The sequence below is a fragment of the Aeromonas sp. 2MA4 genome (assembly GCF_029237305.1).
Lineage (GTDB): Bacteria > Pseudomonadota > Gammaproteobacteria > Enterobacterales > Aeromonadaceae > Aeromonas > Aeromonas salmonicida.
Genome location: NZ_JAACFY010000021.1, coordinates 18236 through 30745, shown reverse-complemented (window position 1 = coordinate 30745; position 12510 = coordinate 18236). Strand labels below are relative to the sequence as shown.

Annotated in this window: 16 protein-coding genes; 6 read left to right on the top strand and 10 right to left on the bottom strand. The window is 59.6% G+C overall.

Annotated elements, in window-relative coordinates; genetic code table 11:
* Nucleotides 1-4: 4 nt before the first annotated feature.
* Together rsmD and GWQ31_RS18375 are read left to right on the top strand one after the other, a co-directional pair.
* Nucleotides 5-634: a 16S rRNA (guanine(966)-N(2))-methyltransferase RsmD gene (rsmD, locus tag GWQ31_RS18380; protein ID WP_059168900.1), complete on the top strand. Its 630-nt coding sequence runs from the start codon at nucleotides 5-7 to the stop codon at nucleotides 632-634.
* Nucleotides 635-748: 114 nt separating this feature from the next.
* Nucleotides 749-1063: a DUF1145 domain-containing protein gene (locus GWQ31_RS18375; RefSeq protein ID WP_275908217.1), complete on the top strand. Its 315-nt coding sequence runs from the start codon at nucleotides 749-751 to the stop codon at nucleotides 1061-1063.
* 35 nt (nucleotides 1064-1098) lie between these two features.
* On the opposite strand, the gene GWQ31_RS18370 is transcribed toward GWQ31_RS18375, so the two are convergent.
* Together GWQ31_RS18370 and fabR are read right to left on the bottom strand one after the other, a co-directional pair.
* A complete protein-coding gene (locus GWQ31_RS18370; RefSeq protein WP_111589339.1) occupies nucleotides 1099-1464 on the bottom strand; it encodes a YijD family membrane protein in 366 nt (121 codons plus the stop codon).
* A gap of 21 nt (nucleotides 1465-1485) precedes the next feature.
* On the bottom strand, nucleotides 1486-2106 hold the full coding sequence (fabR, locus tag GWQ31_RS18365; protein ID WP_005316443.1) for an HTH-type transcriptional repressor FabR: 621 nt from the start codon (nucleotides 2104-2106) through the stop codon (nucleotides 1486-1488).
* A gap of 149 nt (nucleotides 2107-2255) precedes the next feature.
* Between fabR and GWQ31_RS18360 the strand changes: the two genes are divergently transcribed.
* Entirely contained in the window at nucleotides 2256-3374 is a 1119-nt protein-coding gene (locus tag GWQ31_RS18360; protein WP_021140173.1) for a fatty acid desaturase, read from the top strand.
* A 468-nt stretch (nucleotides 3375-3842) separates the two neighbouring features.
* On the opposite strand, the gene GWQ31_RS18355 is transcribed toward GWQ31_RS18360, so the two are convergent.
* On the bottom strand, nucleotides 3843-5096 hold the full coding sequence (locus GWQ31_RS18355; protein WP_265462753.1) for a phospholipase D family protein: 1254 nt from the start codon (nucleotides 5094-5096) through the stop codon (nucleotides 3843-3845).
* A 78-nt stretch (nucleotides 5097-5174) separates the two neighbouring features.
* Here GWQ31_RS18355 and GWQ31_RS18350 point away from each other — a divergent pair, with 78 nt between their 5' ends.
* Nucleotides 5175-5321 (top strand): hypothetical protein, encoded by a 147-nt coding sequence (locus GWQ31_RS18350; protein WP_005316451.1) that lies wholly within the window; start codon nucleotides 5175-5177, stop codon nucleotides 5319-5321.
* Nucleotides 5322-5345: 24 nt separating this feature from the next.
* On the opposite strand, the gene GWQ31_RS18345 is transcribed toward GWQ31_RS18350, so the two are convergent.
* The 3 genes from GWQ31_RS18345 to tatA all read right to left on the bottom strand — a co-directional run bounded on the left by GWQ31_RS18345 (nucleotide 5346) and on the right by tatA (nucleotide 7372).
* Nucleotides 5346-6767, bottom strand: coding sequence for a lytic transglycosylase F (locus GWQ31_RS18345; protein ID WP_275909979.1), 1422 nt, complete (start codon nucleotides 6765-6767; stop codon nucleotides 5346-5348).
* Between the two features lie 126 nt (nucleotides 6768-6893).
* Entirely contained in the window at nucleotides 6894-7196 is a 303-nt protein-coding gene (locus GWQ31_RS18340; RefSeq protein WP_265462756.1) for a YfcZ/YiiS family protein, read from the bottom strand.
* Between the two features lie 14 nt (nucleotides 7197-7210).
* Nucleotides 7211-7372, bottom strand: coding sequence for a twin-arginine translocase TatA/TatE family subunit (tatA, locus tag GWQ31_RS18335; RefSeq protein WP_111589336.1), 162 nt, complete (start codon nucleotides 7370-7372; stop codon nucleotides 7211-7213).
* Nucleotides 7373-7644: 272 nt separating this feature from the next.
* Between tatA and GWQ31_RS18330 the strand changes: the two genes are divergently transcribed.
* Complete coding sequence (locus GWQ31_RS18330; RefSeq protein WP_021140170.1) at nucleotides 7645-8613, top strand: LysR substrate-binding domain-containing protein; 969 nt, start codon at nucleotides 7645-7647, stop codon at nucleotides 8611-8613.
* A 76-nt stretch (nucleotides 8614-8689) separates the two neighbouring features.
* On the opposite strand, the gene GWQ31_RS18325 is transcribed toward GWQ31_RS18330, so the two are convergent.
* Both GWQ31_RS18325 and GWQ31_RS18320 read right to left on the bottom strand, forming a co-directional pair.
* Nucleotides 8690-9289 carry a YhgN family NAAT transporter gene (locus tag GWQ31_RS18325; protein WP_005316467.1) on the bottom strand — a complete coding sequence of 200 codons (600 nt, stop codon included), beginning with the start codon at nucleotides 9287-9289 and terminating at the stop codon, nucleotides 8690-8692.
* Nucleotides 9290-9399: 110 nt separating this feature from the next.
* A complete protein-coding gene (locus GWQ31_RS18320) occupies nucleotides 9400-9645 on the bottom strand; it encodes a YecH family metal-binding protein (protein ID WP_005316470.1) in 246 nt (81 codons plus the stop codon).
* Between the two features lie 208 nt (nucleotides 9646-9853).
* On the opposite strand from GWQ31_RS18320, the gene GWQ31_RS18315 reads away from it, so the two are divergent.
* Complete coding sequence (locus GWQ31_RS18315) at nucleotides 9854-11137, top strand: dicarboxylate/amino acid:cation symporter (protein ID WP_275909978.1); 1284 nt, start codon at nucleotides 9854-9856, stop codon at nucleotides 11135-11137.
* Nucleotides 11138-11151: 14 nt separating this feature from the next.
* Here the strand turns inward: GWQ31_RS18315 and GWQ31_RS18310 are convergent, their stop codons facing one another.
* Together GWQ31_RS18310 and GWQ31_RS18305 are read right to left on the bottom strand one after the other, a co-directional pair.
* Nucleotides 11152-11466 carry a DUF2007 domain-containing protein gene (locus tag GWQ31_RS18310; protein WP_042467471.1) on the bottom strand — a complete coding sequence of 105 codons (315 nt, stop codon included), beginning with the start codon at nucleotides 11464-11466 and terminating at the stop codon, nucleotides 11152-11154.
* A 113-nt stretch (nucleotides 11467-11579) separates the two neighbouring features.
* Nucleotides 11580-12482, bottom strand: a complete 903-nt coding sequence (locus GWQ31_RS18305) for a LysR family transcriptional regulator (protein ID WP_017413013.1) — start codon at nucleotides 12480-12482, stop codon at nucleotides 11580-11582.
* Nucleotides 12483-12510: the final 28 nt, after the last annotated feature.

Here is a 12510-nt window from a genome sequence, read left to right as displayed (position 1 = left end):
CGCGATGCCCAGAGTGAAACCCAGCCGTAACATCCCGAACAAGAGCCCGGCCCCGCAGGGGAAATCGGGCTTTGTAAGAATCATCAGCGGCCAGTGGAAGGGCCGAAAATTGCCGGTCAAGGATGTGGAAGGGCTCAGACCCACCACGGATCGCGTCAAGGAGACCATCTTCAACTGGCTGGCTCCCCATGTGCGTGGCGTTCGCTGTCTCGATCTGTTTGCCGGCAGCGGCGGCCTGGGGCTGGAGGCGCTGTCGCGCTATGCCGAGCAGGTCACTCTGGTCGAGATGGACAAAGGTGCCGCCGACCAGATCAGAAAGAACCTGACCGCCCTTGGCAGCAGCAAGGGCCTGGTGATCCAGTCCGATGCCGTCAGTTGGCTGCAAGGCCCGGCCACCCCGTTCGACCTGGTGTTCCTGGATCCGCCGTTTCGGCGCGAGCTGCTGCCCCGGGTGTGCGATCTGCTGGAACAGCACGGCTGGCTGGCACCGGATGCTCTGATCTATCTGGAGCGGGAGAAAGAGATGGCCGACCTGGCGTTGCCCGCCAGCTGGCAACTGCTCAAGGACAAACAGGCCGGTCAAGTCTGCTATCAACTCTATCTGCGGGACACCAAGAATGACGCTGCGGTTTAAATTCCGTGTAGGAAGGGGAACGAGCGTTGGCCCCTCCCCGTCAATTTGGGCAACGACTCAAAGACAAGCAGGCCGGTCAGGTCTGCTATCAACTCGATCTGCGGGAGGTGAGCAATGAAGCGGGTGTTTAATCTGTTGGCGATGGGGCTGACCCTGTTCTTCTGGTTCGGCGTGCTGGTCAGTCTGGTGGCTCCGCTACCCGGCAAGCTGAATGATCTTTTGCCGATCTGCGGCCTGCTCATCGCCCTGGTCCACCTGGTGCAGGCCAGCATGGTCAAGTCTGCCTGCAAACCCTACTTCGTGGTCACCCGGCTCGAAGTCATACTGATACTGGTGTTCGGCGTCTTCGGCATGGCTGATATCCGCGCCCGACTCAAAGCCATCATAGAAGCCAAACAGCATGGCACAGATATCAACAGCGCCGGCTGATGCCGGCACTGTCATGGTTCAGGAAGGAGTGCTGGTCACTCCTTCTCTTTTTTCCCCACACTGATACCCAGCTTGATCGACAACACGGCGAGCAGCAACAGCATCATGATGAGCGAGAAGAAATTGCTGCCAAGCTCGGGATACTGCACCTTGACCAGCGCCGCATGCCCGAACCCGCCGATGAAGAAGCAGAGCAGCATGCAAACCGGGGTATTGCCCTCCAGCGAGACATGGCGGTAGTGCTGATAGAGCTGATAAGCCGCCAGCACCAGGGCAATCATGGGAAAGAAAGAGAAGGGCACCGCAGGCTCGGTCAGGGCCGACAGGGAGGCATCGCCACAGATACCAACGAGCAGGGCCAGCAGCAGGGGTTTCTTCGGGATCAGATTCTGGTCATGCATGGAGCTGTCCATCCTGTTGACTTAAGAGAGAGGTTCACGGCGCTTCTGGTTCTGAACTTCGGCGCCCATGGCGATCATGCGCAGCTGGCGTATGGTGCGATCTGACAAGGCCCGACACTCCTCGCTCGTCATGTCGAGCGCATCGGCACCGGCGCTGAAGACGATGGTCACCATGGCCTCGGCCTGGATGTAGGCCTCCTCCCGCGGAGCCCCCGAGGTCGCTTCAAGGTAGTCAGTCAGCTCGGCGATGAAGTGCTGGATCTCCCGCGCCACCGCCTGACGAAATGCAGCCGAGGTACCGGAACGCTCGCGCAGCAGCAGCCGGAAGATATTCGGGTTGTTCTCGACAAATTCCATGAAAGTCTGCACCGAGGTGCTGATGACACTGCCACCACCCGCGATGCGCTGGCGAGCCTGACGCATCAACTGGCGCAGGGTCAGGCCCCCTTCATCCACCAGCGTCAGGCCCAGCTCCTCCATGTCGCGAAAATGGCGATAGAAGGAGGTCGGTGCTATGCCGGCCTCCCGAGCCACTTCCCGCAAACTGAGGTTGGAAAAACTGCGATTGGCGCACAGTTGGCTGAACGCCGCATCGATCAGAGTACGCCGGGTTTTTTCTTTTTGTTGCGCGCGAATACCCACGAAAACAGTCACCTTCAGGTTATCGAGGCCAAATGATAACCCGAAGGCCGAGCCAGGATCAGGTTTGTCTCCTACTTTTTTACCATTGACCCGAATTCTTGCTACATGGAGAATGGCGCACAGCTGTTCGCTGAAAGGAACCGAGTGAGATGGAACGCCCACCTATCATCATGACCAACACCCTGCTGTTTGCCCTCTCCGGGCTGACCGCACTGATCGCCGTGCCCTGGTACGGTATGACCCATGGCTATGACCTCTGGCAGTGGAGCTGCTTCCTGCTGCTGTTCTGTTACAGCGGCATCTCCATCACAGCCGGTTATCACCGCCTCTGGTCACACAAGGCCTACAAGGCCCACCGGATCCTGCAGTGGATCTTCGCCATCGGCGGCGCCCTCGCCCTGCAGAACTCGGCACTGCACTGGTCTTCCGATCATCGCCGTCACCATCGCCATGTGGATGACAATCTGAAGGATCCCTACAGCGCGGGTCGCGGCTTCTGGTATTCCCACATTGGCTGGATGCTGCGCGAGTACCAACGCGAGATCTATAACGATTACAGCAACGTGCGGGATCTGCAGAACAACCCCATCGTTGCCTTCCAGCACAAGCACTATCTGGCGCTGACCCTGGCCACCAATCTGGGCATTCCGCTGCTGCTGGGGCTTGTCCACGGCGATCTGCTCGGCATGCTGCTGCTGGCAGGGGTGCTGCGCATGGTGATGACCCACCACACCACCTTCTTCATCAACTCCCTGGCCCACATCTGGGGCAGTCAGCCATTTACTGACCGCAACACGGCACGGGACAACGGCATCCTGGCTTTCTTCACCTTCGGCGAGGGTTATCACAACTTCCACCACCTGTTCGAGAACGACTACCGCAACGGCATCCGCTGGTGGCAGTTCGATCCCACCAAGTGGCTGATCCGCAGCGCCTCCTGGTGCGGGCTGGCCCGGGATCTGAGGTCCTGCCCGGAAGAGCGGATCGAACAGGCAAGACTTGAGATGCAACTCAAGCGCGCCCAGGCCAAATTGCGCAAACGCGAAGACAGGGAGCTGTGGCAGGCATTGTTGCAGGAGGAGTACGACAAACTGAGCCAGCAGTTGCAGCTCTACTATGCCAGCCGCAAATCCCTGCTGGAGCAGCGCAAACGCAAGGCGCTGGCCCGCTACGACAAGCTGAAACTGCAACTGGAATATCGCAACCTGCACGACGGCTTCGTTGCCAGCAAGCGCAACTGGAGTCGGTTGCTGGCGGGCATCGCCTGAGTTACAGGCCCCGCCACAGCACACAGAGACCGCCAACCGGCGGTCTTTTTATGGGCACAAACTTGGGGTCTGGCCATAAAAAATGGGGTGACATTTCCATGTCACCCCCTCGCAAATAGCATGTTCCATATTGGAGTCCGGTCCTGCCGGGTTCTGCCCTGTTTCTTGAGTTTCCGCTACCCATCCGAATCAGGTGCCTGCTGGAGCGATCCAACTGGCGGTTCCCTTCACGACCTTTTTCCACACGATGGACGAGCCGCCGTGTTTGTCCTTGCGAGTGAAATATTACGCACTTAAATAAAATAAAAAACCGTTTTATTCAGTCTGCCATGCAAGCGACAGTGCGCTACCAGGATTCCTGCACAAGAACAATCTGATTAAAAACAATACGATAAGATAGAATATCGCCTTTGGATGGCAAACGTTATCCTCTAAGGCGCACAAGGCTTTACGAGATCTCGCACACGCTCACAACCAGCGCTGCAAGGGCAACCAGTCACTCATCTTCGCCAACAGCCGGCGCAGGGTTGAGTGAGGCGCAGCCACTGAATGAGCAGACAGCTGCTGCCAGTGCGTCAGCCACTGCTGCAGCTCGGCGCAGAGCGCTGGGCACTCGAGATGCAACATCAATTCGGTGTTGAGCATCAGGGATCGAGGATCCAGATTGAAGCTGCCAAGCAGCGCCTCCCCGTCCCCGATCAGGATCAACTTGGCATGCAGGCTGAGGGTATCCCCCTCCAGCTCGGACAGCGCTATCCCCTGCCGGATCATCCAGGGACGATGGCGCCGGTAAGCACCATACACCAGGGGTACATCCGTACTGGCCAGGGAGTTGGTGAGGATCTCGATATTCACCCCAGCCTGGCGCTGCTGCCTGAGCCGACGGCGCAACCCACGGGTCAGGATCAGGTAAGGACTCACCAACTTCAGGGAGCCCGCGTTGTCAGCCAGCTTGCGCCAAAGCAGGGGCGCCGTGGTCGGTCGCGACACCAGCCCCTTGCCGGGTCGGTCGAACCACACCTCGGCCCGCCCCTGATGCCAGGTCAGGGAGATGGGCTCGGCTTCGAACAGACTGGCAGGCAGGTCGTAGACCGCAGCTACGTGCGGATCTGTCATTGTGAGCAGGAAGTCGTTCACCACTGTCACCTCGGCCCGCTGCAGGGGACGGCGCAACAGGCGGCGGATCGGGTGACTCCAGCGACTGCGCCAGAATTGGTCGAAGCCCTGTTCTGCCTGCTGGCAGACAGGGCCGCGGCAGGCGAGGTCCAGATCGACGAATCGGGGCGTACCGCCCAGCCCGAAATAGCGGTCACCTATGTTGCGGCCACCGATCACTGCCTGGCGGCCATCCACCAGCAGCAACTTGTTGTGCATGCGGTGATTGATGCGGCGAAAGCTGAGCAGCCCCTCCAGCAGCAGGGTCAGCGGGCGCCAGCCCCGCAACCAGAACGGATTGAACAGCCGCACTTCTATGCCGGGCTGACGCGCGACTATCTCCAGAAAACGGTTTTCACCGGCATAAAGGTCGTCAATGAGCAGCTGTACCCGCACCCCGCGCCGGGCTGCGTGCAGCAACTCGGACAGCAACAGCTTGCCGCTGCTGTCCTCTTCCCAGCTGTAGTACTGGGCCTGGATCCGGCTGCGGGCGTTACGGATCAGCTGGCAACGCACCTTGAGTGCCAGTTCGGGCTGGTCGATCAGTGCAAACTCACCCGGGATCATGGCGTCATCTGCTTGTCATGGAGGAATGGCATAACGCTGGCTACAGGCCTCGTTGGAATGTGGATAAAGGAATTTACCATGGAACTCAGTGATCGCCCCGCCATCAGCTATCGACCGCAAGCCAGCCAGCCGGATCCCTCCCCGACCGGCCAGCTGACCCCCTGGTATCTGCAACACAGGGATCAGGGCTGGGAACCCTTTTCTTCTCCCGAGCAGCCCCACTGAAGATCCCCCTGATCGGTGGGGTGATCAGGGCCGGGCCGCCTCTATGGCGGCCGCCTTGCCCTCCAACTGTGGCAGGCTGAAGCGATAGGCCACATAGTACTTGTAGATGGTACTGACGTAGTTGATGGGGCCCTGCCCCACCTCGTTGGCCACCAGCTGCTCCACGTTGCCAAACCAGACGTTGGGATCCAGCCCGGCGGCTTGCGCCCTGGCCCTGAGTGCCTGTACCCGGTTCGGTCCGGCATTATAGGCAGCCAGTGCAAACAGGTGGCGATTGAGCTGATCCAGCGCAGGATCGTTGAAATAGGTGTCCAGGATCAACCGCAGATAGCGGCAAGCCGCCTCCACATTGCCCTCCAGACTGGCTAACCTGGCGCCACGTATGCCCACCTCGCTGCCGGTACTCGGCAACAGCTGCATGATCCCCACGGCCCCACGTACCGAGCGCGCGCCGGTATTGAGCCCAGACTCCTTGTAGGCCAGTGCCGCCAGCATCAGCCAGTCCAGTTGATACTTGTCGGCATACAGCTCAAGCACCTTGCGGATGGTCGAGAGCCGCCCCATGGGATCGGGCGCCAGAATATTGCTCATCTGGTCGCTGCGCACCAGCAACTGGCGCAATGTCATGTCGTTGTAGAGGGAGTGCTTGCCCGTATCGGCCAGGTAACCGTTGACCGCCTTGAGCAGCTCGGGGCTGTTTTTACGCAGGGCCCAGGCACTGCGGCCATTATCCCGCAGCGGGATCAGCTTGTGGGCCCTGAGGCCGCTGATCATCCCAAGCCAGATGCGCCCCTTGAAGCTGTCGGTCACTGTGAGGGGGATGATGCCTGCCGCCACCATCTCCAGCAGATCCACATCCTGCAGGTATTCGGGGACAGTTTCGATATAGATGGGGGGAAGCCCTAGCTCTCGAAACAACCAGTTGAGCTGGCGCAGACTCTCGTAATAACTGGAGCTGGCCCGCACCCAGACGCGCCGGCCGGAAAGCTGGGTGATACGGTTGAACGTCGGCAGAGCCTGCTGACTCACGATCCACTCTTCGATGGGGGTGATCACCGGATTGGAGAAGGCCACCTGCTCACGCCGGGTCGGGGTCACCGTCATGTTGGCCGCCACCAGATCGCCACGCCCCTCGGTGAGGTAGTCCAGCAGCTTGTCCTGGCGCACCGGTATGTAGATGATCTTGAGCTTGATCTGCTCCCTGGCGAGGTAGGTCTGGTTCAGCCAGCGCTCGAAACCCTGCAGCTGATTGACCAGAATGCCGTGCTGGGCGCCTTTATCGAGAAAAAAGAAACCACGCTCATAGACCACCAGGGCCCTGAGTTCTTTCTTTTGCAGTATATGTTCGAGATCCCCGGGTTGGGGCAAGCGCTGTGGCTTGAGGTCCGCCGCCAGCAGAGGAAGACACCAGAGGGCCAGCAGGCCCCAGATCCATCGCTGCATCATGATGTAATCGCCTTCTGTTGGCCGACTCCCGCCGGGCAAACCGTCTGTGGGATAACTAACTATAGAACGCAGACCCACAGCAGAAGGGTCAACACGGCAGGCGAACCCGCCGTGTCATTACCGGGCTCAGATAGAGCGGGCACGCAGCTCGAAAATCAGCTTTTCGGCGGTGCAGGTGAATTGCAGCCGGGCCTTCAGGATCACGCCGCTGGCCCCCTGGCCCAGCTCGCTGCTGATCATGGCTTCGGCGGTCACCTGCTTGGCCAGCGCCTCATAGGCCGCCAGCTTGGCGCGGGCATCGGCTTCTGTTGCAGCTTCGATCACCAGCTCCATCAGATCGTCACCTTCACCAATGATGGTGCCGATCTCGGCAAAACAGCCGCAGCTGTCGCAGGTTTCGTTCAATTCAACTTTCTCGTCTACAGACATACTTCCACTCCTACTTATTTCGGATGATTGGCATCGTCACGCAAGGCGTTACGAAAATCCCTGATGGCGGTGCCCAGATCCTCACCGGCGCCGGCCAGGCGTTTGCTGCCAAACACCACGAGCACCACCACGAGCAGGATCAACAAATGCCAGATATGAATTCCACCGAGTCCCATCGGGATACTCCTGACTGATAGATACGCTTTGTTTGTATCAAAAGAAGGCGCAAGGATTGTTGGGCAAAATCAAGACAGGTGCAAGTTTGCAAATAAATCACCAAAAAAATACGGCGACCCAGGGTCGCCGTATGAATTGATGCTACTTGTCCCCTCAACCGCTACATCCTGTACCAGCCGCCATGAAGGCGAGAGACGAACCGAGCATAGGGTCGCCAAGATATGAAAACAAATGGTATAAATTCATCTAAGAATTGAAAGGGATTCATATCATGTTGTTGGAACAGCTGGGGCGTATCGACCTCAATCTATTGATTATCCTGCAAGTTTTACTGGAAGAGCGGAATGGTAGCCGGGCAGCCCGTCGCCTGCATCTGAGCCAGTCTGCCGTCAGCAAGGCCCTGGGGCGCCTGCGGGAGACCTTCGATGATCCCCTGTTCGTGCGCTCCGCCTACGGGCTGGAACCCACGGCCCGCGCTCTGGTGCTGCAACAGCAACTGCAACCCATACTGCTGTCCCTGGACAACCTGATCCAGCCACCGGATTTCGATCCGGCCAGCACAGAGCGGGAGTTTGTGATCGCCAGCATGGACAGCGCCTTCACCCTGTTTGCCCCGCTCTATTTGAGCGAGCTGAAACGGCAGGCACCGGGCATACGGCTGCGCTACGAGGAGTGGACCGAGAACAGCCTGACCGAGATGAGCCAGGGTCAGGTGGATATTGCCTTCACGGTGCGGGAGAACTGCATCAGCTCGGACTTTCGACTCGATACCCTGCCCAACGCCATCTGCCAGCGGCTGCTCGCCATCGATGATCTCACCTGTCTGGTGCAGCACGATCACCCTGCCCTGCACGAACCCGAATGGGACCTCGCCCGCTACCTGGCCTATCCCCATGTGCAGACCTATTGCGAGGGACGGGATCGCTGGATGCTGGATCACAAGCTGGCGGGGATGGATCTCTACCGCCGGATTGAGGCAACCGTGCCCTCGTTCGAGGCCGCGCTGCGAATGGGCATGCACTCGGACATGATAGTGACCCTCTCCAGACTCTATGCACGCCACGCCACCCAGGTCTATCCGCTGGTGCCGCTGCCGCTGCCCATTGCACTCGACAGCATCTCCCACCTGCTCATCTGGCATCAGCGCCACGAAGAGGACCCGGGCCACCGCTGGCTGCGGGAAACCCTTCTGGCACTGATCATGAGCAAGCTGGAAACCTCCTCAGCCGAACAGACCTGACAGCAGCCTCAGCATGTCACAGACAAAAACGGGTCTCTGAGCAGCCCCGTTTCATTCACCCCAGCCTGCTGGTGTCTCAGCCCTGACCCGTCACCGCCAGATAGTGGTGGACACCGTCCAGCAGCATCTGCACCGCAATCATCACCAGCAGCATGCCCATCAGCCGTTCCACGGCTGTGAGTCCTCGCTCACCCAGCAGCTTGTTGAATACCTCGTAGAACATCAGGATCACGGCGCTGGCCCCCCAGGCCATCAACAGGGCCAGCGACCAATCCGTCATCCGGGTCGGCTCCTGGTTTGCCAGCAGCAACAGGGATGCAAGAATCGAAGGACCGGCAATCATGGGGATGGCCATGGGCACCAGGAAGGGCTCCTCGCCCGCCGCCAGCCCGGTCACCCCACCCTCGCTCGGGAAGATCATCTTGATGGCGATGAGAAATAATATGATGCCGCCTGCGATACTCACCGCTTCCTGGCGCAAATTGAGGAAATTGAGGATCTGCTGACCGGCAAACAGGAAGGCCATCATGATGGCCAGCGAAAACAACAGCTCCCGCATCATCACCTTGCGCCGTCGCTTGGGATCGATATGACGCAGGATCGACAGGAAGACCGGCAGGTTACCCAGCGGATCCATGATCAGGAACAACATGACGGCAGCGGAGAAAGTGTCCATACGATTCCTGGGCAATGCCCGGGCCAAGCCTTCGGCAGAGAAAAACAGGAGGAAATACTAACAAAGGGACAAAGATTCGGCGAGCACCAAGGACGTGCTCGCCGTGAAGGTCAACCGTGGTTGCAGATCTTGTCGGCGTGGGTCTGGAAACCCTGCGCTGATTCGATGAACTTGCCGCGCTGTGCCAGGAAGGCGATCAGCGCCTCGGCATCCATCTCGCTCGCGCTGCAGGTATGAAAACGGGCATCGGCACCGAAGTGCTCATCGATCGCCTGCTTGAGGCTGGCACGGGTAAATTGCCCCCCTTGTGCCAGCATCATCTCCATCACCTCGTGACCGTGTACCGATTGAGTCATAGCAAACCTCATTAATAAACATATTTAATGCCTATTAAATCCTGCGCCGAAGGGAGTGAACTTGATATAGGCCAATAAATTGCCGTTTTCCCTCATAGCAAGCTGGTCGTGAGTACCGCTTTGTCGATAATGTGGCAACCTGACAAGGGGATGGCTACACTAACGCCCCTTTTTGCCATCGCAGACAGAATATAAGGACATTGGCGTCATGCTGTTCCATGGATTGGCTTTCAAGCCCTGGCGGATCTGGACCCGCCGTCCCCTCTGGTTGAAGACCCTGATCGGTATGTTGACGGGGATCGGGCTGGGACTCGGCTTCAGTGAGCAGGCGTTGCAGCTCAAGCCCCTTGGCGTCCTGTTCGTCAACACCATACAGATGCTGATGGTGCCGCTCATCTTCTGTTCTGTCATCGCCGGCCTCACCTCCCTGCTCAAGGGCAAGAGCCTGGATCGGATCGGCAGCAAGGCCATAGGCCTCTATCTCTTTTCCACCGCCATCGCCATCTGCATCGGTCTGATGATGGGCTGGCTGCTGGAACCCGGCATGGGCGCCAACATGGGGCCCTATGAGCGGGTCGGCATGGCGGAACAGCCAACCCTGGCCAGCGTGCTGAGCCATCTGGTTCCACGCAACCCTGTGCAGGCCATGGTGGATGGCAAGATACTGCAGGTGATCGTTTTTGCGGTCGCCCTCGCCCTCGCCCTCAACGCCACAGGCCGACGCGGTCGCCCCGCCATCCTCTTCTTTACCTCGCTGGCGGAGGGAATGTTCAAGCTGACCCAGATGGTCATGGCGCTGGCGCCCTACGGCGTCTGCGCCCTGATGGCCTGGATGACGGGCAAATACGGGGTGAGTCTGCTATTGCCGCTGCTCAAGGTGATCGGCGCCGTCTATCTCGGCTGCCTGCTCCATGTGCTTGGCGTCTATAGCAGCCTGCTCATCCTGCTGGCGCGGCTCAACCCGCTGCACTACTTCAAGAGCATCGTCGATGCCCAGGCCGTGGCCTTCACCAGCAGCTCCAGCAGCAGCACACTGCCCATCAGTCTGGCCTGCGCCGAGAAGCGCCTCGGGGTCTCACCCGCCATCACCGCCAAGGTGCTGCCCATCGGCGCCACCATCAATATGGACGGCACCACCCTCTACCAGGGAGTCACAGCCCTGTTCGTGGCCCAGGCATTTGGCGTGGATCTGCACATGGTGGATTACCTGACCATCATCAGCATCGCCACCCTGGCCAGTATCGGTACCGCAGGCACACCGGGCACAGGGCTCATGTTGCTGACCCTGACGCTCACTGCGGTAGGGTTGCCGCTGGAAGGGGTAGCCCTCATCGCCGGGATCGACAGGATCCTCGACATGGCGCGTACCACGGTCAACGTGTCCGGCGATATTCTGGTATCCGTGCTGATTGCTCGCAGCGAGAAGGAGCTGGATCTGGCGACCTATCACGACGCCAGCGCAGGAGATGATATCGACTTCACCCTGCGCTGAGGCAGGGTGAGGGATTAACTATCGTGGGGATCGTGATGACAGCGCCAGCAGACCTCAAAGTTTGCGCCGTTTTCCTCCCCGCACTGACCGCAGAGCCAACCATTGCCCTGGCGCTGCTGATAACGTTCGATGACCCGTCCTGCCTTGCTGCGATCCTGCTCGCGCACCATCAGGGTCACCTGCAACAGATCCACCGGCAGCTCGCCCAGCGCCCCCGACAGGGCCTCGCCGTTGAGTCGCACCAGCACCCCTTCCACTTCCAGCGCCCCTTTCAGGGCATGGGCCTCCAGCGAATGGGAAGCCCGATAAAGATTGATCCATTGATCCATGCCTTCCCCCTGCAACCGCTTGTTGATGCCATGTCTAGCTGACACCATGCCCCTCTTCCATCCTCGGGATCGAACCTGGATCCCAGGATCCACGGCTTCCCCTGACCTGTCTGTCACAGCAAGTTGTCTATCCCGTAATCGGCCCCCTGCGCCACCATAAAATCGATAAAGGCCCGCAACTTGCGCGGCATCAGCCGCCGCTCCGGGAACAACAGATAAATCGGTACCTTGGGCTGCTGCCACTCGGGCAGCAGGGGCACCAGGGCGCCGCTGGCAAGCTCCTCATGGCAAAGCATGGCGGGCAGGGAGGCGAGCCCGAGCCCCGCCTTCGCTGCCTCTCTGGCACAGGTTATATTATTAACCCTAAAGCGGGAGGGAGGGTCAACCAGCACCTCTCTTCCATCCAGTTCGAAGCACCAGTGCGAAGCCAGAAACCCGCTGCTCACCGCCACCCTTTCATGGCGCACCAGATCCTCGGGATGAGTGATGGCCGGACTGCGGGCCAGATAATCCGGGCTGGCACACAGCAGCCGCTCAGTGCTCCACAGTCGCCGCGCCGCCAGGTTGGAATCGCTCATGTCGCCGATGCGCACTATGGCGTCCAGCCCCTCATTGATGGGATCCACGATGCGATTGGTCAGCTCCAGCTCCACCTGCAGCCCCGGATAAACTTGCAGAAATTTGGCCACCAGCCGACCCACCACCAGCTGCCCCGTCTCGATGGGTACCGCCAGCTTGAGAATGCCGGTCACCTCCTGCTGGCTGGCGCTCACCATCAGCTCGGCCTGAGCCAGCTCATCCACTGCCTTGCTGCAGCGCAGATAGTATTGCTCACCGGCCTCGGTCAGGGTGAGCTGACGGGTTGAGCGGTAGAGCAGTCGTACGCCGAGGCGCTGCTCCAGCTCTGCGATACGGCGACTCACGGTCGCCTTGGTCATGCCCAGATCCTGGGCAGCCCCAGTAAAGGAGCCCTTGTCGACGATCCGCACCAGGATCAAGGCAGCGTTCAGATCCATTGTTGCACCAGTGAAACTGTATATCTCA

What these genes read in the sequence shown, in the direction of transcription:
- rsmD (WP_059168900.1), top strand. Translation starts at nt 5, where the DNA reads ATGCCCAGAGTGAAACCCAGCCGTAACATCCCGAACAAGAGCCCGGCC.
- GWQ31_RS18375 (WP_275908217.1), top strand. Translation starts at nt 749, where the DNA reads ATGAAGCGGGTGTTTAATCTGTTGGCGATGGGGCTGACCCTGTTCTTC.
- GWQ31_RS18370 (WP_111589339.1), bottom strand. Translation starts at nt 1,464, where the DNA reads ATGCATGACCAGAATCTGATCCCGAAGAAACCCCTGCTGCTGGCCCTG.
- GWQ31_RS18360 (WP_021140173.1), top strand. Translation starts at nt 2,256, where the DNA reads ATGGAACGCCCACCTATCATCATGACCAACACCCTGCTGTTTGCCCTC.
- GWQ31_RS18355 (WP_265462753.1), bottom strand. Translation starts at nt 5,096, where the DNA reads ATGATCCCGGGTGAGTTTGCACTGATCGACCAGCCCGAACTGGCACTC.
- GWQ31_RS18350 (WP_005316451.1), top strand. Translation starts at nt 5,175, where the DNA reads ATGGAACTCAGTGATCGCCCCGCCATCAGCTATCGACCGCAAGCCAGC.
- GWQ31_RS18345 (WP_275909979.1), bottom strand. Translation starts at nt 6,767, where the DNA reads ATGATGCAGCGATGGATCTGGGGCCTGCTGGCCCTCTGGTGTCTTCCT.
- GWQ31_RS18340 (WP_265462756.1), bottom strand. Translation starts at nt 7,196, where the DNA reads ATGTCTGTAGACGAGAAAGTTGAATTGAACGAAACCTGCGACAGCTGC.
- tatA (WP_111589336.1), bottom strand. Translation starts at nt 7,372, where the DNA reads ATGGGACTCGGTGGAATTCATATCTGGCATTTGTTGATCCTGCTCGTG.
- GWQ31_RS18330 (WP_021140170.1), top strand. Translation starts at nt 7,645, where the DNA reads ATGTTGTTGGAACAGCTGGGGCGTATCGACCTCAATCTATTGATTATC.
- GWQ31_RS18325 (WP_005316467.1), bottom strand. Translation starts at nt 9,289, where the DNA reads ATGGACACTTTCTCCGCTGCCGTCATGTTGTTCCTGATCATGGATCCG.
- GWQ31_RS18320 (WP_005316470.1), bottom strand. Translation starts at nt 9,645, where the DNA reads ATGACTCAATCGGTACACGGTCACGAGGTGATGGAGATGATGCTGGCA.
- GWQ31_RS18315 (WP_275909978.1), top strand. Translation starts at nt 9,854, where the DNA reads ATGCTGTTCCATGGATTGGCTTTCAAGCCCTGGCGGATCTGGACCCGC.
- GWQ31_RS18310 (WP_042467471.1), bottom strand. Translation starts at nt 11,466, where the DNA reads ATGGATCAATGGATCAATCTTTATCGGGCTTCCCATTCGCTGGAGGCC.
- GWQ31_RS18305 (WP_017413013.1), bottom strand. Translation starts at nt 12,482, where the DNA reads ATGGATCTGAACGCTGCCTTGATCCTGGTGCGGATCGTCGACAAGGGC.